This window comes from Catellatospora methionotrophica (assembly GCF_011297335.1).
Lineage (GTDB): Bacteria > Actinomycetota > Actinomycetes > Mycobacteriales > Micromonosporaceae > Catellatospora > Catellatospora methionotrophica.
This window is the reverse complement of sequence record NZ_JAAOTJ010000001.1, coordinates 951,573-978,068: the sequence shown is the minus strand read 5'-3', so window position 1 is coordinate 978,068 and position 26,496 is coordinate 951,573. Positions and strand designations below refer to the sequence as shown.

Annotated in this window: 24 protein-coding genes; 3 read left to right on the top strand and 21 right to left on the bottom strand. The window is 72.9% G+C overall.

Annotated elements, in window-relative coordinates:
• Positions 1–32 precede the first annotated feature (32 nt).
• From HAV40_RS04205 to HAV40_RS04130, 16 genes are all read right to left on the bottom strand, one after another.
• Positions 33–1,217, bottom strand: coding sequence for an aminotransferase-like domain-containing protein (locus HAV40_RS04205; RefSeq protein WP_166379122.1), 1,185 nt, complete (start codon positions 1,215–1,217; stop codon positions 33–35).
• The gene (locus tag HAV40_RS04200; RefSeq protein WP_166379120.1) at positions 1,214–2,146 is read right to left on the bottom strand and encodes a hypothetical protein; all 933 of its coding nucleotides are present in this window, start codon (positions 2,144–2,146) and stop codon (positions 1,214–1,216) included. The genes HAV40_RS04205 and HAV40_RS04200 overlap by 4 nt, the downstream gene beginning before the upstream one ends.
• Positions 2,143–3,375, bottom strand: coding sequence for an ATP-grasp domain-containing protein (locus HAV40_RS04195; protein ID WP_166379118.1), 1,233 nt, complete (start codon positions 3,373–3,375; stop codon positions 2,143–2,145). The genes HAV40_RS04200 and HAV40_RS04195 overlap by 4 nt, the downstream gene beginning before the upstream one ends.
• The gene (locus HAV40_RS04190; RefSeq protein WP_166379116.1) at positions 3,372–4,421 is read right to left on the bottom strand and encodes an isocitrate/isopropylmalate family dehydrogenase; all 1,050 of its coding nucleotides are present in this window, start codon (positions 4,419–4,421) and stop codon (positions 3,372–3,374) included. Before HAV40_RS04190 ends, HAV40_RS04195 begins: the two co-directional genes overlap by 4 nt.
• Positions 4,418–6,388, bottom strand: coding sequence for an aconitase family protein (locus HAV40_RS04185; protein WP_166379114.1), 1,971 nt, complete (start codon positions 6,386–6,388; stop codon positions 4,418–4,420). Before HAV40_RS04185 ends, HAV40_RS04190 begins: the two co-directional genes overlap by 4 nt.
• 2 nt (positions 6,389–6,390) lie before the next feature.
• Positions 6,391–7,614, bottom strand: a complete 1,224-nt coding sequence (locus tag HAV40_RS04180; protein ID WP_166379112.1) for a LeuA family protein — start codon at positions 7,612–7,614, stop codon at positions 6,391–6,393.
• Between the two features lie 69 nt (positions 7,615–7,683).
• Positions 7,684–9,135: an FAD-dependent oxidoreductase gene (locus HAV40_RS04175; protein WP_166379110.1), complete on the bottom strand. Its 1,452-nt coding sequence runs from the start codon at positions 9,133–9,135 to the stop codon at positions 7,684–7,686.
• Between the two features lie 29 nt (positions 9,136–9,164).
• A complete protein-coding gene (locus HAV40_RS04170) occupies positions 9,165–10,265 on the bottom strand; it encodes a cupin-like domain-containing protein (RefSeq protein WP_166379108.1) in 1,101 nt (366 codons plus the stop codon).
• A 320-nt stretch (positions 10,266–10,585) separates the two neighbouring features.
• Positions 10,586–12,049, bottom strand: a complete 1,464-nt coding sequence (locus tag HAV40_RS04165) for a xylulokinase (RefSeq protein ID WP_166379106.1) — start codon at positions 12,047–12,049, stop codon at positions 10,586–10,588.
• Positions 12,042–12,830 (bottom strand): ABC transporter ATP-binding protein, encoded by a 789-nt coding sequence (locus HAV40_RS04160; protein WP_166379104.1) that lies wholly within the window; start codon positions 12,828–12,830, stop codon positions 12,042–12,044. The genes HAV40_RS04165 and HAV40_RS04160 overlap by 8 nt, the downstream gene beginning before the upstream one ends.
• A 1-nt stretch (position 12,831) precedes the next feature.
• Positions 12,832–13,578, bottom strand: coding sequence for an ABC transporter permease (locus tag HAV40_RS04155; protein WP_166379102.1), 747 nt, complete (start codon positions 13,576–13,578; stop codon positions 12,832–12,834).
• A gap of 5 nt (positions 13,579–13,583) precedes the next feature.
• Entirely contained in the window at positions 13,584–14,636 is a 1,053-nt protein-coding gene (locus tag HAV40_RS04150) for an ABC transporter substrate-binding protein (protein WP_166379100.1), read from the bottom strand.
• Positions 14,637–14,755: 119 nt separating this feature from the next.
• Positions 14,756–15,763: a hypothetical protein gene (locus tag HAV40_RS04145; protein ID WP_166379098.1), complete on the bottom strand. Its 1,008-nt coding sequence runs from the start codon at positions 15,761–15,763 to the stop codon at positions 14,756–14,758.
• Between the two features lie 34 nt (positions 15,764–15,797).
• Complete coding sequence (locus HAV40_RS04140) at positions 15,798–16,604, bottom strand: ABC transporter permease (RefSeq protein ID WP_203671654.1); 807 nt, start codon at positions 16,602–16,604, stop codon at positions 15,798–15,800.
• The gene (locus HAV40_RS04135) at positions 16,601–17,383 is read right to left on the bottom strand and encodes an ABC transporter permease (protein WP_166379096.1); all 783 of its coding nucleotides are present in this window, start codon (positions 17,381–17,383) and stop codon (positions 16,601–16,603) included. The genes HAV40_RS04140 and HAV40_RS04135 overlap by 4 nt, the downstream gene beginning before the upstream one ends.
• A gap of 3 nt (positions 17,384–17,386) precedes the next feature.
• Entirely contained in the window at positions 17,387–18,358 is a 972-nt protein-coding gene (locus HAV40_RS04130) for an ABC transporter ATP-binding protein (RefSeq protein WP_166379094.1), read from the bottom strand.
• A gap of 351 nt (positions 18,359–18,709) precedes the next feature.
• Here HAV40_RS04130 and HAV40_RS04125 point away from each other — a divergent pair, with 351 nt between their 5' ends.
• Genes HAV40_RS04125 through HAV40_RS04115 form a run of 3 tightly spaced genes read left to right on the top strand, consistent with a single transcriptional unit; the run spans position 18,710 to position 21,854 of the window.
• Positions 18,710–19,873: a nucleotidyltransferase family protein gene (locus HAV40_RS04125; protein WP_166379092.1), complete on the top strand. Its 1,164-nt coding sequence runs from the start codon at positions 18,710–18,712 to the stop codon at positions 19,871–19,873.
• Positions 19,870–20,373, top strand: a complete 504-nt coding sequence (locus tag HAV40_RS04120; protein ID WP_166379090.1) for a phosphopantetheine-binding protein — start codon at positions 19,870–19,872, stop codon at positions 20,371–20,373. The genes HAV40_RS04125 and HAV40_RS04120 overlap by 4 nt, the downstream gene beginning before the upstream one ends.
• A complete protein-coding gene (locus tag HAV40_RS04115; protein ID WP_166379088.1) occupies positions 20,370–21,854 on the top strand; it encodes an amino acid adenylation domain-containing protein in 1,485 nt (494 codons plus the stop codon). The genes HAV40_RS04120 and HAV40_RS04115 overlap by 4 nt, the downstream gene beginning before the upstream one ends.
• A 12-nt stretch (positions 21,855–21,866) precedes the next feature.
• On the opposite strand, the gene HAV40_RS04110 is transcribed toward HAV40_RS04115, so the two are convergent.
• From HAV40_RS04110 to HAV40_RS37900, 5 genes are read right to left on the bottom strand one after another with little or no spacing between them, the layout of a single operon-like run.
• Positions 21,867–22,508, bottom strand: coding sequence for a dTMP kinase (locus HAV40_RS04110; protein ID WP_166379086.1), 642 nt, complete (start codon positions 22,506–22,508; stop codon positions 21,867–21,869).
• Between the two features lie 30 nt (positions 22,509–22,538).
• Complete coding sequence (locus HAV40_RS04105; protein WP_166379085.1) at positions 22,539–23,519, bottom strand: phosphotransferase family protein; 981 nt, start codon at positions 23,517–23,519, stop codon at positions 22,539–22,541.
• Between the two features lie 33 nt (positions 23,520–23,552).
• Complete coding sequence (locus tag HAV40_RS04100; RefSeq protein ID WP_166379084.1) at positions 23,553–24,359, bottom strand: SDR family NAD(P)-dependent oxidoreductase; 807 nt, start codon at positions 24,357–24,359, stop codon at positions 23,553–23,555.
• 54 nt (positions 24,360–24,413) lie between these two features.
• The gene (locus HAV40_RS04095) at positions 24,414–25,556 is read right to left on the bottom strand and encodes an acyl-CoA dehydrogenase family protein (protein WP_203671652.1); all 1,143 of its coding nucleotides are present in this window, start codon (positions 25,554–25,556) and stop codon (positions 24,414–24,416) included.
• On the bottom strand, positions 25,553–26,203 hold the full coding sequence (locus HAV40_RS37900) for a nucleoside/nucleotide kinase family protein (RefSeq protein WP_203671644.1): 651 nt from the start codon (positions 26,201–26,203) through the stop codon (positions 25,553–25,555). The genes HAV40_RS04095 and HAV40_RS37900 overlap by 4 nt, the downstream gene beginning before the upstream one ends.
• Positions 26,204–26,496 lie beyond the last annotated feature (293 nt).

The window sequence follows — 26,496 nt, the reverse complement described above, 5'->3', positions numbered from 1 at the left end:
CCGCTCGGCCGAGCTCCGGCGGCCGGGGGGACTCAGCGGGCCAGGAGCTCGCCCAGCCGCCGAATGCCCTCGGCGATGACGGCAGGGCGGTGGGTGGTGAACGACAGCCGCAGGGTGCGCGGGTCGGGCTGCTGGGCGAAGAACGGGCTGCCCGGCACGTAGGCGACGTCGTGCGCGACTGCCGACGGCAGCAGCGCGGCGGCGTCGTGGCCCGCGGGCAGGCGGACCCAGACGAACATGCCTCCGTCGGGGGTGGTCCAGGTGCTGCCGGGCGGCATCGCGGCGGCCAGCGCGTCGAGCATGGCGGTGCATCGGCGGCCGTACTCCTCGCGCACCGTCTTCAGGTGACGGTCGAGGTCGTACCGGGTGAGGTACGCCGCGGCCGCGGCCTGGTCGATCGTCGAGGTGTGCAGGTCGAGGGCCTGCTTGGCGAGCAGGCACGCCCGGTGGACCTCGGCCGGAGCCCGCAGCCAGCCCAGCCGCATGCCCGGTGCCACCGTCTTGGACAGGCTGCCGAGCAGGATGGTGTGGCCGCCTGCATCGTCCAGCGACGACAGCGCCGGCACGGGCTCGCCGCGGAAGCGGAGCTCGTGGTACGGGTCGTCCTCGACGACCCATACGCCGTGCCGGCCGGCGACCCGGACGACCTCGGCGCGGCGCTCGGCGGGCAGGGTGTGCCCGGTCGGGTTGGCGAAGGTCGGCACCAGGTAGATGAGCTTGGGCCGCTCGCGCCGGACGAGGTCGGCCAGCTGGTCGGTGCGTATGCCGTCGGCGTCGGTCGGGGCCGCGACGACGCGCGCCCCGGCGTAGCCGAAGCACTGCAGGGCGGCCAGGTAGGTCGGATCCTCGACCAGCACCGTGTCGCCGGGTTCGAGCAGCACGGTGGACAGCAGCGACAGGGCCTGCTGCGCTCCGCTGGTGATCAGCAGGTCACCGGGATCGGTGGGCATACCGGTGCGGGACAGCCGCGCGGCGACGGCTTCGCGTAGCACCGGGTCGCCGTCGGTGGTGGAGTACTGCAGCACCCGCGGTCCGCTGTCGGCCAGCACCCGGTCGTAGCACTCGCGCAGACCGGACACGTCGAACAGTTCCGGTGCGGGCAGCCCGCCGGCGAACGAGATGATCTCCGGCCGGGAGATCAGCGCCAGCGAGTCGCGGATCACCGACGACGGGGCGGCACCGGCCCGGGCCGCCAACCGGGGTGGGCCCGCGCTCATGCGGAGACCTCCGCTGCCGTACGGCGCTCCAGCACGCTGATCAGCGCGGGCCCGGCGAACGCCAGCACGATGCTCCCGCCGATCAGGACGAACGTGACGGCGTCGAAGCCCTGGCGACCGGCCGCCGACGCGGCCAGATAGGTGAGCCCCGGCAGCGCCGAGACCACCATGGACGCCTTCATGGGCGGCGTGGTCTGCAGCCCGGCCTGGAGGATGAACAGCGGCAGGGCGGTGCCGAGCGTCGCGACCAGCAGCAGGAACCCGGCACGTCCGCCGAGCGCGTCGACCGTCGACCAGCCCGACGTGACGGCCAGCAGCACGGCGGCGGCCGCGTAGGTCAGGTGGAAGCGGTGCGCCGTCACCCGGGCCGGTGAGACGCGCAGCTCGCCGAGCCGGTAGGACAGCACCGCGATGCCGGCTGCCGACGCGCCGGCGACGGCCGCGACGGCCACCCCGAACAGCTGGGTGCTCACGGCCGTCGTGGAGTCGACGATGATGCGGTTGGCGGCGGCGACGGCCAGCGCGACCGTGACACCGCCGAGCAGGAGCTGCCCGGTGCGCTGCGCGCCCGCCAGCGTCCGCCACCGTACGCCGGTGAGGATGAGCGGGCCGATGCTCGCCTCGACGGCCACCGCGAGCGGTGCCGGGATGAGCGACAGCGACCAGAAGAAGCTGAGGAACGTGACCGCGGTCGCGACGTTGAGCAGCACCAGGGCCCGCCCGGCGCCCGGCGGCAGCCGGCGGCCGCCGGCACCGGCCGCTGCGTCGCGCGTGCGCCACCGGTCGACGCCGAGGAAGACGACGGTGGCGATGCCGAAGGCCAGGAACGACAGCAGCAGGCTCTCCGTGCCCGACAGGTTCTCCGAGAGCAGGCCGTTGCCCGCGGCCTGCAGGACGACCGCGACGACGACGAGGGCGAGGCCGGTCACGAGTCGCTCATCGTGTAGAGCCGGCCGCTGTCGACGATGTCGTGGGTCGTCTCCATGTCGGCGACGATCGCCGCGGCGTCCGGGCCGCTGTAGTAGGCGACGCCGGCGGTGCCGGTGGTCATCAGCGGGTCCTTGATCTGCATGCCGAGCTGCGGCAGCCGGATGAAGCACCGGAACGTCGGCAGCCGGCGGATCTCGTCGAGCCCCGGCATGGCGCTCACCGTTCCCCGCCCCGCGGCCCGCATCATGACGAAGCCGATGTCGCCGCGCGGCTGGTAGGGCCGGGCGGCGAACGCGTCGAACTCGGGGCGGCCGAGCAGCGCGTCGGCGAACAGCGTCGCATGGCTGTAGCCGTGCGCCTGGACGAAGACGTCCGCGGCCAGGCCCAGGCCCATCAGCCGGTAGTTGACCTCGATCAGCCGCGGCCCGTCGGGGGTCAGCCGGATCTCCGAGTGGGTCGCGCAGTTGACCACGCCGAGGGCGTCCAGGCAGGCGAAGGTGTACTCGACCACCGCCCACTCGGCCGGGTCCAGGGTGCTGTGGGAGACCTGGTGGCGCAGGATCGGCCGGCCCTCGATCTCGTCGAAACGGCAGATCCAGACGTCGGTCAGCACGTGCCGTCCGGCGACGCTGACCGCGTTGACGACGTACTGCGTGCCGGTCAGGTGTTCCTGGAGCAGCACCGTGTCGTTGACGCCGCCGACCGCGCTGGCGGTGCCGAGCAGCTCGCCGACCGCGCGGTGGACCTGCTCGGCGTCGGCGCAGACGGCCAGGCCGTCGCTGCCGGCGCTGGCCACGGGCTTGACGACGACCGGGAACCGGGTGAAGGCCGCCAGCGCCGCGGGCACCGCCGCCAGGTCGCCGACCTCGACGGTCACCGGTCCGGGCACACCGGCGGCCGCCAGCGCCCGCGCCTTGTGCAGCTTGCTGCGGCGGGCCTCGGCCCGCTCCGGGGCGTTGTGCGGCAGGCCCAGCGCGGCGGCCAGTTCGTCGGCGAGGGTCACCCCGGTCTCGGTGCCCGCGACGACCGCCTCCACGCCCATGTCGCGCAGCACGGCCAGGGTGTCGTCGAAGGACTCGTGCAGCAGCTTCCCGCCGGGCGCGGGATCGGCGGCGAACGCCCCGGCGAGCACGGGCCGGTACAGCAGGAACGGCTCGGTGCCGCGTTCGCGGAGCGCGTCGGCGAGCGCGGCCCCGCTGGAGATGGGGTCGACGACGACTACCTTCACTGTGCTGTCACCTCTCGGGGTCGGGCGCGGTGGTGCTGGTGCCGCAGCGCGGCCAGGACACGGGTCATGAAGCCGCTGGTGGTGTCGTGGCCGCCGACGTCGGGCGTGCCCCCCTCGGCGCGGGCCGCGGCCAGGGCCGCCCGCAGCGCGTCGGCGGGTGCGCGGTGGCCGAGGTGGTCGAGCATCAGGGCCAGGCAGAGCACGGTCGCGTACGGGTTGGCGACGCCGGTGCCGGCGATGTCCGGGGCGCTGCCGTGGACCGGCTCGAACAGGGCGAGCCGGGCCTGCGGGCAGATGCTGGCGCTGGCTGCGAGCCCGAGGCCGCCGAGCAGCGCGGCGCCGATGTCGCTGATGATGTCGCCGAACAGGTTGGGCGCGACCACGCCCTGGTAGCGGCCGGGGTCGCGGACGAGGTGGTAGCAGAACGCGTCGACGTACTCGTCGGTGCCGTCGAGTTCGGGGAAGGCGGCGAGTTCGGCGGCGTACAGTTCCCGCCACAGCCGGCCGGTGTGCGGGACGGCGTTGGCCTTGTGCACGAGCGTGACCCGCCGCTGGCCGGCGTCGCGGATGCGCCCCAGGCTGTAGCGCAGGAAGCGCTGCACGGTGTCGCGGGTGTAGACGCACTCGTCGATGGCGACGGTGGGCCGGTCCGGCGGGCCGACAGTGCCGCCGACCCCGGCGTAGAGGCCCTGGGTGTTCTCCCGGAAGAGCTCGATCGTGCCGGTGGCCAGCGGCAGCGGCCGGTGGTTGACGCACAGGTCCAGGCCGCGGCGCAGCCCCAGCAGGATGTCGCGGCCGTGTGCCATGTCCGGGATGCGCGGGTCGCCCAGCGCGCCGAGCAGCACCGCGTCGAACTCGGCGCGCAGCTGCGCGACGGCGCCCTCGGGCAGGCCGACACCCGTGCGCAGCCACCGGTCGGCACCCCAGTCGAACTGCTCGACTGTGGCGTCTAGGTCGAAGATCTCGGCGACCAGATCCAGGGCGGGCAGGGCGGCGGCCACGACCTCCTGCCCGATGCCGTCGCCGGGGATGACCGCGATCCTCATGCGGCGCCGCCGGTGGTGAGCATGTCCTCGACCGAGCTGAGCCGGCCCGCGATGGCTGTGGCCGCCACGACGTACGGTGAGGCGAGGTAGACCTGGCCCGGCCCGGAGCGGCCGGGGAAGTTGCGGTTCTGGGCGCTGACGGTGACCTCGTCGGGGGTGAGCGACACACCGGGCCCGGCGTTGATGCACGCGCCGCACGACGGCGGGAGCACGGTGACGCCGACCGCGGTGAACAGGTCGACGTAGCCGCGTTCGGTCGCGTACCGCAGCACCTCGTCGCTGCCCATCTGGATGTAGGCCTGCACACCGTCGGGGACCCGGGCGCCGTTCGCGCGGGCCAGGTCGAACACCGACGCGTACATGTCCATGTCGTACGCCTTGCCGCCGGTGCACGAGCCGCCGTAGATCTTGTCGACGCGTACGTCGGCCGGCGCCTGCGACAGCGGGACCGCGTTGCGCGGGTCGCCGGGCAGCGCGACCATCGCCTCGACCGAGCCGAGGTCGACGGTGAGCTCCTCGGCGTAGGCGGCACCGGGGTCGCAGGCGACCGGCGGGCGCGGTGCGGCCCGGCCGGCGGGGCGGGCGGCGAGGTAGGCGGCGGTGACGTCGTCGGGCTCCACGATGGCCGTCATCGCGCCGGCCTCCACCGCCATGTTGCACACGGTGGCCCGCTCGTCCATGTTGAGCCCGTGCCGGCCCGCGCCGGTGAACAGCAGCACCGCGCCGAGGCTGCGACCCTCGGCCACGAGCGGGTCGGCGAGCAGCGTCAGCATCAGATCCTTGGCGCAGACCCCGGGCCGCAGCGCGCCCCGCAGCTCGATGCGGACCACCCGGGGCACCTTGACCAGGATCTCGCCGGTGTACCAGGCGTTCGCGACGTCGGTCGCGCCGATGCCGAAGGCGAGCGCGCCGACCGCGCCCGCGGTGCAGGTGTGGCTGTCGGTCCCGATCACGACCTGGCCGGGCTCGGCGACCCGCTCGACCATGTAGTTGTGGCAGATGGCCTGGCTGCCGCCGGTGGGCACGGCCCCGACCAGGGTGCCGCCGGAGGCGGCGGCGAACTCGGCCTGCCGGCGGGCCAGGTCGTCGACCCGGCGGGTGAGCTGCAGCCCGTTCGGGCGTGCGGCGAGCACCTGCCCGGCCAGTGACAGGTGGTCCTGGAAGAAATACGTCGACGACGGGTCGACGACGGCGGCGTCGGCACCGAACTGCTCCTCGAACATGCCCGCCGCCATCGGGGTCACGTACTCGTGGGAGAAGCGCACGTCGGCTTTGACGAAGTAGGTCTCGGCGACCGTGACGGTGGCGCCGTCGTCGCGCGGGTGCCGGTCGGCCAGATGGCTCTGGACGATCTTCTCCACGCAGTTGAGCGGGCGCGGCGGCCCGAACGTCGCCGCCGCCTGGGTGAGCTTGCCGGCGCGGAAGGCGTGGTTGTAGCCGAACAGGCCGCCGGTGTCGATGATCGCGCGTTCCAGGCCGGTCGCCTGCCTGGTCAGCGCCGACAGCGGCAGCTCGGCGCCGTCGATCAGCTCGGCCAGCACGCCGAAGTCCTCGCAGGTCACCATGCCGACGTTGCGGCAGTTCTGCTGGTAGATGCGTTCGAAGGAGCGGGCGAAGACGAGCTGGACGCCGGCGTACTTCTCGGCGTAGACGGCGTGCTCGCGCGACGATCCGCAGCCCTTGCCGGAGCCGCTGACGATGATCTGCGGCCCTAAGGCCCGGATCGCGCCCTCCTCGAACTGCCGGTCACGCAGGCCGAGGTAGGCGAAGTCGCCCAGGCGCTGGTCGTACCAGTAACAGCACCAGCCGGGGATGATCTCGTCGGTGGAGATGTTGTCGCGCAGCGGCTGCCGGATCAGCTCGGCCGCCGGCGGCCCCTGCCCGCGCAGCTGCGCGGCGATCAGCGCCGGATCCTCCGTCAGGACCAGGACGCCGCCGTCGAGCCGGACCGTGGGTGGTGTGGACATGGTCAGCTGACCTCCGCGAGCATCTGCCGGATCTGTTGGTCGTCCAGCGGGGTGGTGGACGTCTTCGCCGTGTCCAGGATCCGTTTGATCGACGAGTCCTCGACCGGGAAGCCGTGCATCGTCAGCCAGTACCGGATGTTGTTCGCGCCGGACGAGGAGTCGATGAGGACCTCCTGCGCCCGGCCCAGCGAGCTGGCCGGCACGCTGGAGTACACGGTGTCCTTGACGCGCTGGTTGCCCTTCTCGTGGGCCTTGAGGATGGCCGTGGCGTGCACACCGGCGCTGGTCTTGAAGACGTCGCGGCCCATCGCCGGGTAGTTGTCCGGGATGTCCACGCCGAGCACGTCGGCGGCGTAGTCGCAGTAGCGGCGCAGGGCGAGCAGGTCGTATGCCGAGCCGTCTTCGAGGTGGTGGTTGACGATGAGCTGGTCGATGGACGCGTTGCCGGCGCGTTCGCCGACCCCCAGAATCGTGCCGTGGACCCGCTGGCAGCCCAGCGCGAGCGCGGTCAGCGAGTTGGCCAGCGCGAGGCCGCGGTCGTTGTGGCCGTGCCAGTCCAGGCCGACCGGCCGGCCCCGGTCGGCGAAGTACCGCGTCGTCCAGCGGATCAGCGACGCGGTGCCGGCGGGCACGGCGGCGCCGACCGTGTCGCAGAGCGTCACGCGGCCGACGCCGCAGTCGATGGCGACGTCGTAGATCTGGCCGAGGATCTCGGGCGTGCAGCGCACGGTGTCCTCGAGCACGAGGACGAACTCGACGTCCTCGCGGCGGCAGCTGTCGGCGGACTCGACGATGTTGGCCTTGATCATGTCGAGGTCCCAGTCCTCGACGTACTGGCGGATCGGGCTGACCCCGATGAACGCGTACGCCTCGACGCGGACTCCGGCGCTCTGCGAGACGCCGCAGATCGCCGCGATGTCGGCGGGGTGGGTGCGGCCCGCGTAGCCCTGCGCGATCGGCAGGCCGCGGTCGGCGATGTGCCGCGCGATGCGGGCGCACTGCTCGGCCGCGGCCGGTCCGGACCCGGGGAAGCCGAGGTCGGCCGAGCCCACACCGACCTCGGCCATGAAGTCCACGATCCGGAGCTTCTCGTCGATGCTGGGCGTGCGCACGTTCGGCGCCTGGATGCCGTCGCGCAGCGTCTCGTCGAACAGGATGCCGTCGGCGGCGTCGGGGGCCGGCGGCTCCGGCTCCTCGACCGGAACGTTGTTCCAGTTGAACCACATGTCTGAACTGGGCGTGTGCTGGGTGGCGTGCATTCGTTCCCCCCGGAAGTCGTCTGCGGAGCCGTCGGGTCAGTCGTCGAGGCGCTCTACGAACGCCAGCGTGTCCGGTAGGTGGTCGCGGTAGAGCTGGGCGGCGATGTGGTCGGCGACCACCGGTGCCACGTGCTGGATGCTCTGCAGGCCCACGGTGGCGTGGACCAGGTCGGCGAGGCTGTACACGTCGGACAGGCCGGCGTCGTCGCCGTCCTTGGCGCGCAGCTGGTAGTGCGTGGTGAGCTTGGGATAGGCGGCCAGTTCCGGCGGCGTGGTCCGGGCGCCCGCGGTGTGGTCGCCCCAGGTCAGGACACGGTCGGCGAGCGACGCCAGCTCGGGCCGGTGGTGCAGCCCCGGCTGCGGCCCGGTGGCCAGCACGATCCGGTCGACGGCATGGGTCCGGTCCCCGCTGCGGATGAGCACCTTGCCGGCCGTGGCGTCGTAGTCGACGCCGTCGACGGGGCAGCCTTCGAGGATGCGGATCCGCTCGACGTCGCGGACCCTGGCGAGATAGTCCGGATTGGCCGGCGAGCGCCCGTGCGCGAAGAGCCGGTCGAGCAGCCGCAGCCGGTCGTGGTCGGGCAGCAGCCGGTGGTAGGCCAGCAGGGCGTCCAGCAGGTCCGCCGGTGGATGCCCGGCCTCGTCGGGGCGGACGCCGCTGTCGTCGCGCCCCCGCCACATCTCGAAGTAGAGATCCTTCTTCGGGAACGGGCGGCGGGCGAACACGGTCACCGAGCGGCAGCCGGCGTCGAGCGCCCGCACCGCGTTGTCGAACCCGGTGGCGCCGGCTCCGATGACCGCCACCTCGGTGTCGCGCATCGACGTCCAGTCGACGGGCTCCCACGCCCCGGTCACGGTGTGCGCGGGCAGGCCGTCGACCAGGCCGTCCGGTGGGGCCCACCGGCCCGCGCCGGTCATCCCGGTCGCGAGGCAGACCTTGCGGGCGCTGAGCCGGCCACCGCCGCCGGCGGCGACCGTGTCCAGCTCCAGGTGCCCGCCAGGCTGCCCCGCGCCGGCCGTGCGCAGGCCGACGACCTCGGTGCCGCCGATCACGTCGATGTCGAGCACCCGCCGGAACCAGGCCAGGTAGTCGCGCCACAGCGGCAGCGGGATGAACTCGAAACGCGCGTACTCCTGCGCCGAGTAGGCCGAGCAGAACCAGGTCTTGAACCGCAGCAGCGGGTAGCCGCAGTCCGGGCCGGGAATGGACTTCGGCGTACGCAGCTGCGGCATCCTGGCGAACGTCGACCAGGGCCCCGGTTCGTCGACGGGCTGGCGGTCCACGACGACGACCCGCCGGACGCCGCGGAGCTTGAGCTGCGCGGCCAGCGCGAGCCCGCTCTGGCCGGCGCCGACCACCACCACGTCGTGCACCGGATCGCCGTCCGCCGTCACGGTGGGCGGCACCCAGCTCTGCCGCGAGTAGAAGCGGTGCTCGTCGAGCTCCTCACGGATGCGCTCGTCGAGCACGCTGAGCGACTCGAACAACTTTCTCTCCCCCCGATGAGCCGGCGACGTCAGATGGGGTCGCCGAGCATCAGCTCGCGGCGCCACGCCCGGACCGTGTCGTCGTAGCGTTCGACCGCCATCGCCTCGGCGACCGGGCAGTCGATGCCGACCTGCAGCGGCCGGGCGGGACCGCCGGGCACGGTGTCGGAAAGCGACCGGTAGAGGGCGTCGACCGCGCGGTGCCGCTGCGTCGAGTCGGCGTGCGCGGCGGCGAGGACCGGCTCGGTCTCGGCCCAGATCCGCTCCTGCAGCGCGGCCCGCTCGGGGCCCTGCGGGAGCCGGGTGACCCGCCCGAGGACCGCGTGCAGGTCGGGGTAGAAGGGCACGCGGTTGGCGTCGACGACCTTCGCCGCGAACGGGTCGCGCCCGAACCGGAAGTTGATCGACATGCCGGTGTCGATGTACTCGACGTAGTGCCAGATCGACGGCGGGAAGTAGATCGCCTCACCCGGCTGCAGGACGCAGTCGTAGGCGCCCAGATAGCGCAGCAGGTGCAGCTTCTCCTCCTCGCCCATGTTCTGGATCAGCAGTTTGCTGAAGTTCATCGCCGGCGAGATCTTCTCCTGCGCGTCGAGCGGCACCATCACCACCCGCTTGCGTCCGAAGACCTGGTAGAGCAGCACGTTGCGGAAGTCGCCGTCGAAGTGCAGGTGCGCGTAGTTGCCCTGGTTGGCGACGAAGGTGAAGGTGACGAGGTCCTCGGCGCGGTCGGCGCCGAGGCAGATCTCCGGCACCCGCAGCGCCGCGGTCAGCGCCTGCGGCGTGCGGTACTCGACGCACAGCAGGTCGGTGTCCGGGTTGTCGCGCACGTGCTCCAGGTAGGCGTCCAGCCGCTGGTCCTCGATCCGGTTGCGGACCTTCTGGCTCAGGCCCTGCCGGCGCGCCGCGGCAGTGCTGCGCGACAGCGGGCTGGTGTAGTTCTGCTGCACCTGGATGACCTGGTCGCCGAACGCGGCGGCGAACGCCTCCTCGGTGGTCAGCCCGCCCAGCCGGGTTCCCTGCTGGAGGTTGCGGACAATCACCGGCGTGTGCGTGGACACGTGGTCGCGCTGGAAGTCCTCGACACTGATCGAGTCGACGCGCTTGACGTTGTCGAGAGTGATCGGCATGTCTGCCATGGTTTTCGGCACGCTCCTTAGCCCCCTGCATGGGGAGGCGATCCGACACGCGAAACGGAGACCGGTGCCCGGCAAGAGGCCCGGCACACCGATGTGCCGAATTGAACGAACCGACGCCGCTATCGCACCCCGCGGTGGTTCACGGCAGGGCGGCAGGCTGGCAGATCCCCGTTTGCTTGCTCAAAAAGACTCTCATCAACGTCCACATTAGTCAACGGCAGGCGATTCCGGGATGAGTGGGCAATCTCTCCCTCGGCGATGACGTGCGAGGCTGCGCTCCATGATATCGACGATGGTGCGCGTCCGGACGGTCAGTTCCGCGTCTGGGCCAGTGCCGCGTGCACCGGTTTGAGCGCCTGGTACGCCGCCCGGTAGACGTCGTACAGCTCGTCGAGGGCCGCGCCGTCCGGCGACGGGGCGAACTCGCGCTCCACCCGTACGGCGGCGGCCGCGGCGGCGGCCATGCTCGGATAGACCCCGACGCCGACCCCGCCGAGCAGCGCCGCCCCGAGCACGGCGCTGTCCGCGACGGCCAGCCGCCCCAGCGGCCTGCCGAGCACGTCCGCCTTGATCTGGCACCACAGGTCGCTGCGGGCCCCGCCGCCGGACACGGCCACGCCACGCACCGGCACCCCGGCCGCCGCGGCGACGGCGTCGAACGCCTCCCGCGCCGACATCGCCACGCCCTCCAGCACGGCGCGGGCCAGCTCCGCCCCGGTCGTGTCCGCGCTGACACCGAGGAACGACGCCCGCACGTCGGCGTCCCACAGTGGCGCGCGCTGGCCGGCCAGGTGCGGCAGGAACAGCACGCCCCCCGCGCCAGGCGGCGCCGTGGCGGCGTCGGCCAGCACGGCCGCGATCGACCGGCCCTGGGCCTGAGCCCACCAGCGCAACGCGTCGCCGCCGGCCTGGGTCGGCCCGGCGTGCACGATCAGCCCGTCACGCGGCGGAAACGCGATCACCCCGAACGTCGGCACGATCCGGTCGGACACCACGGCCGCGATCTCCGACGTGCCGCACACGAGCATCCCGTCACCGACCCCGACGGCCCCGGACCCGTACAGGTTGCCCCAGGCGTCCATCGTCCCGGCCACCACGGGCGTGCCCGCCGGCAGTCCCCACCGCCCGGAGCCGATCCGGCCGACGACAGCGGCGGGCTCCGCCAGCGGCGGCAGCCGCTCGCCGAGGCCGGGCACCAGCTCGACCGCCTCGCCGAGGTAGCCGTCCGGGCCGGTCAGGCCCACGGCCGACACGGGGTCGGTGGTCACCTGCCCGGTCAGGTCCGCCACGACGAGATCCTTGGGCAGCAGGACCCAGCGGGTACGCGCCCACGCGCCGTGCTCGGCGAACCACGCCGCCCGCGAGACCAGGTACGACGCGTCGATCGTGAACGGGCCGCCCCAGATCCGCTCCCGGTCGGCGGCCGAGAACCGGGCGTCCAGCTCGGCCGCGACGGCCGCGCACCGCTGGTCCTGCCAGACGATCGCCGGACCGAGCGCGCCGTGCGACGCGTCGACGAAAGCGTGCGTGTTGACCTGGCTGACCAGACCCAGCGCGGCGACACCGGTCAGGTCGCAGGACCGGCCGAGCTCCCGCAGGACCTGCGCCGTGGCATCCCGCCAGTCCTGCGGATCCTGCTCCGCCCAGCCCGGCCGCGGCCGGTGCACCGGATAGGCCGCCGTCGCCGCCGCGAGCAGCCGCCCGCCGCCGTCGAAGACCGCCGCCTTCGTCGCGGTCGTGCCGATGTCGAGGCCGACCAGCAGCGGCTCACGCATCGGCGGTCACCTGCGCGCGCGACGGCCCGGCCGCGGCGGTCACCTGTGGGCGCAGCAGCTCCCGCAGCGACGTGCGCAGCTCGGGGTAGCGCTCGTCGGCGATCAGCGAGGCGACCGAGCGCTCGGGGCCGAACGGCACGTCCACGATCGAGGCGATGCGGGCCGGGCGTTGGGTCATGACGACCACCCGGTCGGCGAGCAGCAGCGCCTCGTCGATGTCGTGGGTGACCAGGATGGTGGTGCTGTCGGTGCGGCGTACCAGGCTCAGGAGTTCTTCCTGCAGGTAGGAGCGGGTGAGCGCGTCCAGTGCCGCGAACGGCTCGTCCATGAGCAGCAGGTCGGGCTCGATGGCCAGGCCCCGGGCCAGCGCCACCCGCTGCTGCATGCCGCCGGAGAGCTGGTTGGGGTACTTGTCGGCGTGCTCGGCCAGGTGGACGAGTTCCAGCGCCGCCGCGGCCCGTTCACGGACCGCCGACCGGGACGCGCCGGTCTGTTCCAGGCCGAATTCCACGTTGCGCCGGGCGGTGCGCCACGGCAGCAGGCGGGGGGCCTGGAACACGTATCCGATCCGGACCGTGCCGTCGCCGACGGTGACCGTGCCCTCGGTGGGGGAGACCAGGCCGGCGAGGACGTTGAGCAGGGTGGACTTGCCGCAGCCGGACGGACCGAGCACGGCGACGAACTCCGAGCGGCGCACGCTGAGCGTGACGTCGCTCAGCACGGGACCGCCGCGGTCGCGGCCGAACCGGTGGCTCAGACCGGTGATCTCGACGAAGGACATGTCAGCTCCTGCGGGTGTGGCGGGTCAGGTACGCCTCGACGGGACGGAACATGCCGTACTCGAACAGCAGCGTGAACGCCACGATGCTCAAGCCCCACATGAACACCCCGGACGTGTCCAGCAGCTTGATCGCCGAGCTGATCTGGAAGCCGACGCCCGCACTGCCGACGAGGTACTCCGCGAACAGCGTGACCTGCCACGCGACGCCCAGCATGATCCGGGCCCCGGCCAGCACGTAGGGGACCACGGCGGGCAGCAGTACGGCACGCATGATGACCGACTCGCCGGCGTGGTACGCCTTGGCCATCTCGACCAGGTCCCGGTCGATCGCCCGGGTGCCCTGCACGACCGACAGCATGAAGTAGGTCAGCCCGCTGGCGACCGTCACCGTGACCACCGCCGTGGTGTTGGCGCCGATGAAGATCAGCGCGATGGCGATCAGCACGACCGTGGGAACGGTCTGCAGGAACACCAGCCACACCCGGGACAGGTCCTCGGCGATACGCGAGCGCCCGATGACGATGCCGAGCGGCAGCCCGATGAGCAGGATCACCCCGGCCGCGCTGAGCGTGTGCAGCAGCGTGTCGCCGACCATCTCCATCCAGACGCCGCGCGACACCGCGCTGGTGAACGCCGACCAGACACTGGGCACGGACGGGAAGATGTAGTCGGCGTAGAACTGCGAGCCCAGCCACCACAGAAAGAGCAGGACCAGCGCGGATATGGCGATCCGCGCCGGCCGGAACACTCGGTTCACTTCTTGAGCTGCGAGGTCAGGACGAACATGGCCGGCACGTCGGCGGGCGCGACCTCGATGAAGCCCGCCTGCTGCAGCAGCGGGAACAGCTTCGCCCAGGTGTCGATGTCGCGCTGGGTGACCTGGCGCTGGTCCAGCGGCATGGTCTTGAGGTCGAGCACCTGGCCGACGACGTCGAGCTGCTCCACCGGGATGCCGCTGACCTTGCTGGCGACCTCGTTGACCGCCTTGGGGTCCTGCTGGTACTTGTTCCAGGCGTCCTCGGTGGCCGCGACCAGGTCCTTGAGGAACTGCTGGTTGCCGGCGACGAAGTCGCGCCGCACGATGTAGCCGCCGTTCATCACGGCCGGGTCGCTGAACGCGGCCTGGAACGCGTCGTGCACGCTGTAGATCGCCTCGAACTGGCCGCCCTGCAGCAGCGGGTACGTCGTCGGGGCCTCGATGAACGCGGCGTCGACGCGGCCCAGGGTCAGCTGCTGCGCGGCGGCGGAGGTCTGCTCCAGCTTGAAGTAGTCCTCGATCTTCTGGCCGGTGGCCCCGAGCACGGCGGCCTGCTCGGCGCCGAAGCGCTCCTTGAGCGGCGAGATGGCGACCGTCCTGCCCTTGAGGTCGGCCAGCGTCCGGTACGGCGAGCCCTTCTTGACCAGGATCTGCGGGCCGACCGTCCAGCGGGCCAGCGGGAAGACGTACGTGGTGTCGATGCCGTACTGCTTCTTCACGATGGGCATGAAGCTCGGCACGGTCGTCATCACCTGCAGGTCGCCCTTGCCGAACGCGGGCACCTGCGTGGTGGCGTCGAGCACCTTGAATTCGACCCGGTACGGCTTGCCGCCGAAGTAGGTGTCCTTGTTGGACTGGACATAGTTCCAGATCGGATGGAACGGAACGTCGATGCCGATCGTGATCGTCGACGCCGCGCCCGCGGGCGCGCTACTGCCGTTCTGGCCCTGCGCGTTCTGCGCCGCGGGGGAGCCGGCACACCCGGTGGCCAGCACCGCGGCGGCGACGGCGACACCGAGCAGGCGGGTGGTTCGTATCGTGAGGCGCATTCAGGATCTCCGTGCGTTCGGGGGGTCGGGCGGCAACGAGTCATGACCATAACGGGTCGGTGATCGATGCACCATGGTCCGTCCACAGTGTCCGCCGGCCGTCCACACACGCCGGACGATCATCCGACCGCCGCCAGGACCAGCTCGCGCTCGCGCGGGCCCAGCCCCACCAGACCGTCGACGTCCGGGCCGGTCAGCAGGACCTTGCGCCGCTCCCGCGACAGCATGATCTTCATGCGCAGCAGGTCGACCTCGCCGGCCAGGGCGCGGTAGCCGGCCAGCACGCCGGGGTCGGCGGTCAGTCGCGACAGCCGGGCCAGCAGCAGCCGCTTGTGCTCGGCGAGCAGGTGGAACATCGGGTAGTTCAGCGGCAGCCCGGCGTCCAGATGCCCGCGCAGGTGCTCGCCCAGCAGGGCGTAGACGTCGGTGCCGTAGCTGACGGCGGTCCCCGGCGACAGGTCCAGCGCGCGGTCGAACCACCACCAGCCCTGCCGCGGGTCGAAGCCGGGCGGCGCGGTGCCCAGGGCGTACGCCGTGACCTGCGCGGCCAGGTCGGCGCGGGGCGGGCGTGGCGGCTCGGCGCGGGCGGACAGCAGCTGCGCGTACGCCGTGACCGGCACAGGGCCGCCCGCCTGCTCCTGCAGACGCAGCCCGGCCCGGAAGGCGTCGCGGACCTGCTCGGCGGTGAACTCGACGGTGGTGAACCGGCGCCTGGCGTCGAAACCGACCGCGGTCAGCCGGTCGCCGGCGTGCCCGACGAACAGGTACTCGCGAAACCGCGCGCCGGGCTGCCCGGTCAGCGCGGAGTCCTCGGTGAACAGCACGACGCGGCGGCCGACGGCCAGGTGCTCGCGGACGAAGCCCGCCGCGTCGGTGATCGCCCGCGCGGCGGCGGCGGGCACGGTCTCGGTGGGCAGGAAGCGCTGGTAGGCGAACGCGTCGACGAGGTCGAGGTGGACCTCCTCGGGGCGGGTGGTGAGCCGGTAGGCGTGCAGCTGGACGAAGCCGGAGTCGAACCAGTCCGCGCCGCCGGGTTCGGCCAGTGCCGCGCACAGCGGCAGCGCCAGGTAGGCGTAGGCGTTGTAGTGCCGCTGCACGACGTACGGCAGGGTGTGCGCGACGGTCATCGGGCCTCCTCGGGGGCGGATGCTCCGGCGGATGTCACGACTGCAGCATCCGCCGCCACCGGCCGGCGGCCAGGGCGCAGGCGGCCAGCCCGAGCAGCAGCAGGTAGCCGGCGGACAGCGCCGCGTGCTGGTCGATGCGGCCCAGGCACACCTGCCGCAGGAGCGTGACGGCGTGGTAGAGCGGCAGCGCCTGCACCACGGGGCGGACGGCGTCGGGGAAGCGGTCCAGGGGGAAGAACGTGGTGGCGAACAGGAACATGGGCAGCATGAACAGCTGCAGGTACAGGTAGTCGTACCAGCTGCGCAGCAGGGTCGCCACGAGCAGCCCGCAGGCGGCGAACGCGAACCCGACCAGGGCCGCGGCGGGAATCGCCAGCAGCGCGAACGGCGAGCGCACCAGCCCCATCGCGGTCGCGGCGACCAGGAAGCCGGCGGTGGTCGCCAGCCCGCGCAGCACGGCCCAGCTCACCTCCCCGAACTGGATGTCACGGACCGTCATCGGTGTCGTGATCATCGTCTGGTAGGTCTTCTCCAGCTTGATGCGCATGAAGACCCGCTGGGACGCCTCGTTCATCGCGCTGTTCATCGCCGAGGTCGCCAGCAGCGCGGGCGCCAGGTAACGCGCGTACGGCACCCCGGTGCCCGCGACCTCGCCGACGAGGCTGCCGATGCCCAGGCCGATGGCGATCAGGTACAGCAGGGGTTCGGTGACGTCGGCGACGAACACCGACCACGACCGGCGGTAGACGAGCAGGTGGCGTTCGACCAGCCACCACGGCCGGCCCGCGCCGCGGTGGCGGGTGGTTGCGGTGGCGGCGCTGCCCATGGCGACTCCGGTCATGAATGCAGGTGGCGGCGGTAGCTGCGGCGGGCGGCCAGGTAGCCGGCCAGCGCGGTGAGGGCCAGCAGGGCCAGGTCGACGCCGGCGTCGAGCGGGTTCACGGTCCCGACGGACAGGTCGCGGCACAGCCGGGCGCCGTGCCACAGCGGGCTGAGGTACACCAGCGGCTGCAACCACCCGGGCATGACCTCGACGGGGAAGAACGTCGCGGAGAACAGGTACAGGGGCATGACGACGAACCGGGAGAAGTTGCCGATGACCGACGGCTGCTGCACGGTGATCGCCCACGCGGCGGTCGGCGCGGCGCAGGTGACGCCCAGCAGCACCGCCACGGGCACCGCCAGCGCCGCGCCGGGTGAGGCGGGGATGGCGAAGGCGTACATCACCGCGACGAACACCGCGCTGCTGAGCAGGATGCGCACGGCGATGAACAGCAGGTGCCCGTGCAGGATGTCGTGCGGCTGCAGCGGCGTGTACGCCGCGACCCGGTAGCTGCGCCGGGTGCGTACGGCGTTGAACACGGCCTGGCCGCCCTCGACGACGGCGGTCTGCATCGCGGCCGCGGCCAGCAGCCCGGGGGCGAAGAACGCCGCGTAGCTCAACCCGCCGTCCAGCGGCGAGCGATCGTCGACGAGCCCGCCCAGCCCCAGGCCGATGCCGGCCAGGAACAGCACCGGGTTGACCACGCTGTTGACCAGCACCGGCCGCCACGACTTGGCGAAGATGGCACCCCAGTACCGGAACTCGGCGAACGCGGGGGAGTAGGCGGGGGTGGTCACGGCTCACTCCACCAGGGCCCGGCCGGTCAGCGCCAGGAACACGTCCTCCAGCGTGGCCCGGCGGACCAGGCTGGCGCGGGGCAGCACCCGTGCCTCGATGCGGCGCTGGGCGTCCTGCCCGTCGGCGGCCGCGACGAGCAGCCGGTCGGGCAGCACCTCCAGCCGCCACGGCGCACCCTCGGCGATCAGCTCCTTCACGGCGGCGCAGCCGGCGGCGTGCTCGGTGCCGGTGAAGCGCAGCTCCAGCACCTCCGGCAGGACGTGCGCGCCGATCAGCTCGCGCGGGCTGCCGCCCGCGACGAGGGCGCCGCGTTCCATGATGAGCACCCGGTCGCAGAGCTGCTCGGCCTCGTCCATGTAGTGCGTGGTCACGATGAGCGCCACGCCGTCGTTCTTGAGCCGGATCAGCCGGTCCCACAGCAGCTGACGGGCCTGCGGGTCGAGGCCCGTGGTCGGCTCGTCCAGCAGCAGGATCTCGGGCTCGTTGACCAGGGCACGGGCGATGGTCAACCGCCGGCGCATGCCGCCGGACAGGGCCGTGACGGGGGCGTCGGCCTTCGCCTCCAGCGCGGCGAACTCGATCAGCCGCTCGGCCCGCTCCCGCAGGACCCGTTTCGGCAGGCCGAAGTACCGGCCGTAGACGACCAGGTTCTCCCGGACGGTGAGTTCCTGGTCGAGCATGTCGTCCTGGGGGACGACGCCGAGCCGGGCCCGGATCCGGGGTCCGTCGTGCAGCGGGTCCAGCCCGAACACCCGCAGGGTGCCGTGCGTCGGCGGGGACACCGCGGCGAGCATGCGCATGGTCGTGGACTTGCCCGCGCCGTTGGTGCCCAGCAGGCCGAGCGCCTCGCCCCGGCGCAGCTCCAGGTCGAGGCCGCGCACCGCCGGGACGGCGGCGCCGCCCGGCCCGGCGGGGTAGGTCTTGCCGAGCCCGGACCCCTCGACCAGAAGGGGCTCACGGTGGGCTGAGGTCATGGTGGTGCTCCCCCGCGGCGGACGGCTGGGCATTCGGCCTCGACGGCATCGTCGCGTGCTCGCGCCTGTTGCATATGCGGCGATCGAACTCTAGGGGCAGGCGAGCAGCGCGCGCAAGCCGCTGCACCCGGGGTCGCGGCGGCGGCCACCCCTTCCGCATGCCGGGACCGCGTGGACAGCGGCGGCCGCGTCCCTCCAAAATGGTCGACAATGTGCACGGGGGTTCACGGCTCTTTGCATGAAGAAGTCGTGATTCGAGCTACAGCCTCTTTCGTCAGGCGGGAGCACGACGCTCGCATGACCTCGCGCGTGCGCCGACCCCGACCCGCGCGACGAGAGGAAGCAGCGCCCATGTGGATGCACGCGTCACCCCGGCCGTTGAACGGCCTCGCCGCGCTGGCCGTCCGGGCGCTGCGGGTGTTCCCGCAGCGGCTGCCCGCGGAGCAGGCCGCCCGGGTGCTGGCCGAGCTGGGCGAGCCGGCCGCCTCCGGCGACGGGCTGGTGCCGCTGCTGATGAGCCGGCGCCTGAGCCACGTCGTCCGGGCAGTCTGCGGCGAACTCGACGAGATCGGCGGCGCGGGCAGCGACCTGACCCGGCTGCAGCAGGTGGCCACCGCGATGGCCGACCTGCACCTGGAACAGCTGCGGCTGGTGCAGGCCGAGCTGGGCGCCAAGGGCGTGCCGGTGCTGGTGCCCAAGGGCGTCTTCTACGCCGCGACCGTGTACCCGCACCTGGAACCGCCGTTCTCCACCGACGTCGACCTGCTGGTGCGCTCCGGCGACTTCGACACCACCTGCGACACGCTGCGCCGACTGGGCTACATAGACGACCTCATCGTGCGCGCGAACGTGCCGCTGAAGCTGCCACCGGCGGTGGCGGCCCGCGAAGGCGCGTCGTTCGGCCACTTCGGACAGAGCCGCAGCTGGGTGAAGCTCGTCCGCACGCCGCACCTCGACGAGCACGCCGACTTCATCGCGCGCACCCTGCCCGGCGAGGTGGTCCTGCTGGGCGGGCAGGTGCACCTGTGCGCCCTGTTCGACGTGCACCACAACCTCAACAGCGTGCACGACCCGACCGCGGCCGCGTTCCGGCCCACCGAGGCCGACTGGTGGCAGCACCCGCAGCGGGTCGCCTACCGCGGCGTGGCCTTCGACGCCATCAGCGACGTCACCGCGGCCTGGTTCGCGGCGAACCACTTCTACACCGACGTGATGCTGTACGGCGACCCCAACCTCAAGATCCTCGGCGACCTCGCCGCGCTCACCCGCGCCGGCCGCGTCGACTGGCCCGCCCTGGCCGACATCGCCCAGCGGCACGTCGCCCTGCGGCCCCCGCTGGGCTACGTCTTCCGCATGCTGGGCGGGGTGTTCGGCTGCGAGGTGCCGGGTGACTTCCTGGCGGCCCTGGCCGTGCCCGCCCCCCGCAACAGCGCGCACTTCGCCGACTTCGGCGACCCGCTCGCGCGGGTGCTGGACCTGCCCATCGAACTGACCGTGGGGGAGCACCACCCGTGACCGAGCCGACCACCGTCACCGTGCCCGGCGCCCGCGCCGCCGCCCTGGCGCCGTACCGCACCCGGCTCGGCCGCGACCTGCTGGTGCTGCGCTACGCCGCCGACCCCGACGAGGTCGACCCGCTCGCGCTGCGCCAGGACCACGCCGCCACCCGGCCGCGCCCCGACCGCTTCGCCCGCGCCGACGACCTCGCCGACCCGCTCGACCTCGGCGACCCCCGCCCCCCGGTCGGCACGCCGTACCGGCCGCCCGCCACCGACACCGAGGCGCAGATCGTCGACATCTGGGCCGAGGTGCTCGGACTGGAGGAGGTCGGCGCCGACGACGAGTTCTTCGAACTCGGCGGCGACTCCCTCGGCGCGGTCGAGGCCATCGTGGCGCTGACCGGCGTCTACGGCCCGCGGTGGCGCGGCGACGTGCCACTGGAGCTGGCGCTTCTCGGCGCGCACACCGCGGCGCAGATCGCGGCCGTGCTCACCGACGGCGGGGCCGCCCGGTGAGCGAGGTGACCCTCGACCAGTGGCTCCGCCGGCGCGTCGCCGAGCACCCCGACCGCGTCGCGCTGCGCGAGGGAGACCGGGCGTGGACGTATGCCGCGCTCGACGCGCACATCGAGCAGGTCGCCGCAGCCCTGCGCGCGAGCGGCCTGACCCCGGGCGAACTCGTCGCGGTCGACGTGCCCCGCGCCGCGGGCAGCGTGGCGGCGATCCTCGGCGTGCTCCGCGCCGGCGGCGCCTACCTGCCCGTCGACCCCGCCTACCCCGCGACCCGGCGCGCGCACCTGCTCGACTCCAGCCGGGCCCGGCTGCACCTGGCCTGCACCACCGGCGACGACACGGCGGCCACGGTGCGGCGCCTGCACGACGGCGAGCCGGCCGAGCTGCCGCCGGGCACCGCGTACGTCATCTACACCTCCGGCTCCACCGGAGCGCCCAAGGGCGTCGCCGTCACCCACGGCAACGTGATCAGCCTGCTGCACGCCGCGGCGCAGCGCTTCACCTTCGGGCCCGACGAGGTGTGGCCGTCGTTCCACTCGTACAGCTTCGACGTCAGCGTGTGGGAGATCTGGGCGTGCCTGCTGCACGGCGGCTGCCTGGTCGTGGTCGACGAGCAGACCGCCCGCGACCCCTACCGGCTGGCCGCCCTGCTCGAACAGGAGCGGGTCACGGTGCTCAACCAGGTGCCCACCGTGTTCGGCGCGCTGGTCAAGGCGGCCCTGCGCAGCCGTCCCGACCTGTCGTCGCTGCGGTACGTGGTGCTCGCCGGCGAGGCGGTGCGGATGAGCGTGCTCGCCCAGTGGCGGCGCGGCGAGCTGGCCCCCGGCGCCCGCCTGATCAACATGTACGGCATCACCGAGACCACCGTGCACTCCACCTTCGCCGACGTCACCGACCTGCCCGCCGGGACCGGCGGGGCCACCCTGGTCGGGCACCCGATGGCGCACCTGCGGGCCCGGCTCGTCGACACCGACCTGCGCGAGGTGCCCTTCGGCGAGCCCGGCGAGATCCTGCTCGCCGGGGCGGGCGTCGCCGCCGGCTACCTGCACCGGCCGGAGCTGACCGCGCAGCGTTTCCTCACCCTCGACGGTCAGACGTGGTATCGCAGCGGCGACCTGGCCTACGCCTCCGCCGACGGGCTGTGGTACATCGGGCGCAACGACGACCAGGTCAAGATCCGCGGGTTCCGTATCGAGCTCGGCGAGGTCGAGGCCGCGCTGCGGGCCGCGCCCGGCGTCGACGACTGCATCGTGGTCGCGCCGGCCAACAGCAGCGGGCAGCGCTCGCTCGTCGGCTTCTACACCGGACCCGGCCCGGACGGCGGCGAGCCCGGCCGGGCGCTGGTGAGCCACCTGGCGCGGCACCTGCCCGCGCATCTGGTGCCCGCCACGGTGGTCCCCGCCGCGCAGCTGCCCCGCACCCCCAGCGGCAAGGCCGACCGCCGCCGGATGGAGGACATCTGGCTCGGCCGCGCCACCGCCTGACCGCCCGGCGGATCAGCCCTGCCGGGCCCCGCGCACGACGTCGAGGCACTGCCGGACCAGCTCCGCGGGGTCGGCCTCGGCCCGCAGCACGGTGAGCCCGTTCGCGTCGGCCAGGCGCCGCAGCGCCGCGTTGTAGCGTTCGACGAAGGCCACGTCCTGGTCGAACCGGCCGGGCATCGCACCGTCGCGCCGGATGATCCGGTCGACGAACACGTCCGCCGGGCCGTCGAGCACGAAGCAGAAGTCCGGCCGGACGAGCTGCGCGACGGCGTCGGGCAGCCACGCGGGCGCGCTCAGCCCGCGCGCCTCGAACAGGGCGAGCATGTCGTACAGGTAGCGGTTGCCGACGACGAGTTCGCCGCGGTCCAGGGCGGGCAGCAGCACGTCGGCCTGGTGCAGGTGGCAGTCGGCGAGGTTGAAGTGCAGCAGCGCCTGCTCGGGCAGCACCTGGCCGGCGCCCTGCCCGAACAGGGTCCGGCTGACGTGCGCGTCGTTGCGCCACCACGGCGTCGGCGCCCACGCCGGCACCACCGGCCCGGTCGCCGCCAGCCCGGCCAGCAGCCCCTGCTCCAGGGTGGACTTGCCGCTGCCGTCGAAGCCGCAGATCGCCACCAGGGTCCCCGGGCGGCCGTGCGGCTCAAGGTAGATCTTCATCGGGCTCCTGAACAGACGGGTCGGGGATGGTCACAGCAGTGTCGCCGCGGCTGCTGCCCGCTCGCACCACCAGCGCAGCTCGCCGGGCTCGCCCGCCGCCGCGTCCAGTGCCTTGCGCCAGCCGCGGATGAGCAGCCCGCACAGCACCGTCAGCGACTCGTGCCGCTCGTGCAGGCCGCGCTCGATGGTGGAGCAGGACGTGTACGCCGCCAGCGCCGCCGGCACCGGGACCGGCAGCACACGGGAGTTCATCGCCAGGAACCAGCCCAGGTCGACGGCGGCCGGGGCGATCAGCGGCATGGACCAGTCGATCAGCGACAGGCCGCCGTCGGGGCGCAGGCCGATGTTGTCGAGCTTGAGATCGCCGTGCAGCAGGCTGTCGGGCAGCTCGCCGAGCGCGGCCTCCAGCGGGCCGGTGTCGTCGAACAGGGCCCGGACCAGGTCGCCGACGTCGCCCGGCGCGTACTGGAAGAACAGCTCCCAGCCGCGCAGGATGTCGTCGGCGATCCGGAAGCCGGCCAGCTTGCGCTCGTCGGGCAGGAACAGGGTCACCCGGTCGCGGACCGAGCACCAGGGAACGTCCGCGGTGACCGGCGGCGTCAGCGCGTGCAGCCCGCTGACCGCGCGCAGGACGACGTCGAGCTGTCCGGCGGTGAGCGGTGCGTTGGGCAGCAGCTGGTCGCCGATGTCGTGCATCAGGATCGAGCAGACGTCGCCGTCGCGGGCGGCTCCGATCGCCGGTGAGGTGACCGGGCCGCCGCCGATTCCGCCGGCCTCGGCCAGCACGGCCTCCCGGCACCGCCGGTCGCCGGTCGCCCGCATGATCCAGTCGGTGTCCGCCGCCGTCACTTTGATCACGAACGGCACGCCCGGCCGGTCGGCGTTGCGGTAGATCCGAGCCCCGGAGAACCCCTGCTGGTTCGCCTCCGACCAGCCGGCCGCGGTGACGCCATGGGCGCTGAGCAGCCGCTGGAGGTGGGGAAGGCCGGGCAGGCCCGTCACGCGGTCCACGCCGCATGACGGGCCGGCCCGGGCCGGCGGCGCTCACGCATCGGCGAGCGCCTGCAGGTAGCGGATCGGATCCGAGTTGAAGATCGCGCCGCCCGCCACGAGCAGGGTCGCGCCGGAGACGTACGACGACGCGTCGGAGGCCATGAACAGGGCCGCGTTGGCGACGTCGGCCGGCTGGCCGATGCGGCCCAGCGGGTAGTACTGCGCGCGCTGGCGCACGATCTCAGGCGTGGCCAGATAGGGCTCCAGCAGCGGCGTCTGCACCAGGCCGGGCGCGATGGCGTTGACCCGGATCTGGTAACGGCCCAGCTCCACCGCCATGGACTGCATGATGTGCGTGATGGCGGCCTTGGCCGCGCCGTAGGGGCCCTCGCCGCCGGGGCAGGCGTTCAGCGCGTCGAGCGAGCTGATGAAGATCATCGAGCCGCCCCGGCCGCCGTCGCGCATGACCCGGGCGGCGGCCTGGGCCCCGTACACGTAGGACGACACGTTCAGCGTCCACATCCGTGCCATGGCGTCGGCCTCGACGTCGATCCAGTCGCACATGGCGCCGTCGACGAAGCCGCCTGCGTTGTTGACCCACACGTCGATCGTGCCGTACTTCTCGACGGCCGCCGCAGCCAGCGCGTCCACCTCGCCGCGCTGGGTCACGTCGGTCCGGACCACCAGGGCTTCGCCGCCGACGCCCTCGACGTCCTTCTTGAGCTGCTCCAGCTCGTCGAGGCTGCGCGCGGCGCCGACGACGATCCCGCCGTGCCTGGCGTAGATCATCGCGATGGCGTGGCCGATGCCGCGTCCCGCGCCCGTGACCACGCACACCTTACCGCTGACGTCGAACATGCTTTTCCTGCTTCCCGGGTTGCCTGACGGATCGTCCACTTCGCAGGGCCGCGCCTAGGCCTCGATGCCCAGCGCGTGGCGGCCGAACTGCTCGGCCGCCGTGTCCCAGTTGAGCGCCGCGTGGTGGGAGGCGGCATGGACGTCGCGGTGCAGGCGCTGCATCGGCTCCGCGTCCATGATCCCCCGTGCGCCGCTGGCGTCGTACAGGCGGTTGGCGGCCTGCACGCACAGCCTGACGGCGAAGGACGCGTCCCGCACGAGACGGGCGCGGTCCAGCGCCGGAAACGATCCGCCCTGCTCGCCGCGGTCGAGGATGTCACGGACCGCGGCCCGGTGCAGGGTGCGGGCCGCGTCGACCTCGGCGGCCGCCTCGGCCAGCCGCAGCTGCTGCGCGACCGGCGCCGCGGTGCGGTTCGGGCCGGAGCCGCGCCGGGCCCGCGCCGCGAAAGCGTCCACCATGCCCTGCGCCATGCCGATGACCGGCGCGGACACCGCGTACTCCAGGAACACCTTCAGCGGCACGGCGTAGCTCGCGCGTTTGTGCAGCTCCCAACCCGTCCGGTCGGTGTCGCCGGCGGTATTGGGGTTGATCGTGCGGTGCTCGGGGACGAAGACGTCGCGCACCACGATGTCCTTGCTGCCGGTGCCCCGCAGCCCGGCCGCGTGCCAGGTGTCGACGATCTCGCCCTCGGCGCGCGGCACCAGCAGCCACCGGCGCTCGTCGGAACGGGGACCGCACGCCACCATGAACCAGCTCGCGGCGTCGCAGCCGCTGGAGAACGTCCACCGGCCGGTCACCCGGTAGCCGCCGGCGACCCGCTCGGCCGTGCCGCCGGCCGGGTTGAGCGCGCTGGAGAACAGGGTGTCCGGCCCGGCGGCGAAGTACTCCTCCTGGCACTGCTCCGGGAAGTGGCCCAGCCACCAGTTGTGTGCCGCCCACACCGAGTAGCACCAGGCCGTCGAGCCGCAGCCGCGCCCCAGCTCGTCAGCCACGGCGAAGGCCGTGTCGATGTCGAGGCCGGCGCCGCCGAAGCGCTCGGGATTGCCGACCTGGACCAGCCCGGCGGTCAGCAGGTCCTGGACGGACTCGGCCGGCACCTGGCGCAGCCGCTCGGCCTGCGCCGCACGCTGGGCCAGCACCGGCGCCAGGGCGCGGGCGCGTTCGAGCACGGCGTCGCGTGCGGTGATCGCGGTCACGGGCGGCGCGCCTTCGCGACCGCGGGCCGGCACCGTGCTCCGGCCAGCTGCTGTATCCCGACGTGCAGGGCTTGCGCGATCATGCTCGGCGTCTCCTCCGCCTCGATCCGGTGGACGATGTCGAAGCGGTCCGGGGCCAGGGCGGCGTAGTAGGCCTGGTCCTCGGCGAGCCTGAGCCTGCGGGCGGGTTCCCCGCCGACCCGGTCGTCGCTCCATCGCTCATCGGGCAGCCACAGCAGCACCGAGATCGTCCCGGGCAGCTGGGCGAGCACCGCCGGGTGGTTCTTGGCGTGCATCTCCTTCACCGCGAACCGGCCGCCGTCGGTGATCTCCTCGATCGCCCGGCGGCTCATCGCGTAGTAGTCGCCGTAGGCCTCGTCCAGGCTGAACAAGTCGCCGGCCGCGGACATCGCCAGCATCGCCGCGCGGGTGACGAACCGGTACTCCCCGTCGCCCTCGCCGGGGCGTCGTGCGCGCGAGGTGAACGACGGGACCCGGGCGTAGACCGCGGGCAGGTCCGTGACGAGCTGCTCGACGACGGTCGTCTTGCCGCAGCCCGACCGGCCGCCGATGAGGACGAGGCACGCCGCGCCGTTCGGCGGGGCCGGGTCGGCGTGGACGCCCCGCTCTCCACGACGTGTATCCATCTTACCCCCGTTCCGCGCCGAGGCATCATTACACACTGGACGGTCGAGCGCCACGGGCCGTCACCGTGGCAAGGGGCCTTCTAGCAGCGGCGGCAGCCGACTCCCCGGTTCCGCGTTCCGCATCGGATGTCGACCGGGACTGTGTCCACGATGGAATCGATGTTAATATTTTGCGACGCTGCTGCGATTTTTGCACGCCCTGGCGTCGATGTCTGGGGTGAAGACGGGGGAACAGTTGGTGAACGGAACGGCCATGTCTCGCGCCGACGCGTTGCCAGGTCTCCGTCCGCCCC

Coding starts and splice junctions, on each gene's coding strand:
- HAV40_RS04205 (WP_166379122.1), bottom strand. CDS start 1,217: ATGAGCGCGGGCCCACCCCGGTTGGCGGCCCGGGCCGGTGCCGCCCCG.
- HAV40_RS04190 (WP_166379116.1), bottom strand. CDS start 4,421: ATGAGGATCGCGGTCATCCCCGGCGACGGCATCGGGCAGGAGGTCGTG.
- HAV40_RS04185 (WP_166379114.1), bottom strand. CDS start 6,388: ATGTCCACACCACCCACGGTCCGGCTCGACGGCGGCGTCCTGGTCCTG.
- HAV40_RS04180 (WP_166379112.1), bottom strand. CDS start 7,614: ATGTGGTTCAACTGGAACAACGTTCCGGTCGAGGAGCCGGAGCCGCCG.
- HAV40_RS04170 (WP_166379108.1), bottom strand. CDS start 10,265: ATGCCGATCACTCTCGACAACGTCAAGCGCGTCGACTCGATCAGTGTC.
- HAV40_RS04165 (WP_166379106.1), bottom strand. CDS start 12,049: ATGCGTGAGCCGCTGCTGGTCGGCCTCGACATCGGCACGACCGCGACG.
- HAV40_RS04160 (WP_166379104.1), bottom strand. CDS start 12,830: ATGTCCTTCGTCGAGATCACCGGTCTGAGCCACCGGTTCGGCCGCGAC.
- HAV40_RS04150 (WP_166379100.1), bottom strand. CDS start 14,636: ATGCGCCTCACGATACGAACCACCCGCCTGCTCGGTGTCGCCGTCGCC.
- HAV40_RS04145 (WP_166379098.1), bottom strand. CDS start 15,763: ATGACCGTCGCGCACACCCTGCCGTACGTCGTGCAGCGGCACTACAAC.
- HAV40_RS04140 (WP_203671654.1), bottom strand. CDS start 16,604: ATGACCGGAGTCGCCATGGGCAGCGCCGCCACCGCAACCACCCGCCAC.
- HAV40_RS04130 (WP_166379094.1), bottom strand. CDS start 18,358: ATGACCTCAGCCCACCGTGAGCCCCTTCTGGTCGAGGGGTCCGGGCTC.
- HAV40_RS04125 (WP_166379092.1), top strand. CDS start 18,710: ATGTGGATGCACGCGTCACCCCGGCCGTTGAACGGCCTCGCCGCGCTG.
- HAV40_RS04110 (WP_166379086.1), bottom strand. CDS start 22,508: ATGAAGATCTACCTTGAGCCGCACGGCCGCCCGGGGACCCTGGTGGCG.
- HAV40_RS04100 (WP_166379084.1), bottom strand. CDS start 24,359: ATGTTCGACGTCAGCGGTAAGGTGTGCGTGGTCACGGGCGCGGGACGC.
- HAV40_RS37900 (WP_203671644.1), bottom strand. CDS start 26,203: ATGGATACACGTCGTGGAGAGCGGGGCGTCCACGCCGACCCGGCCCCG.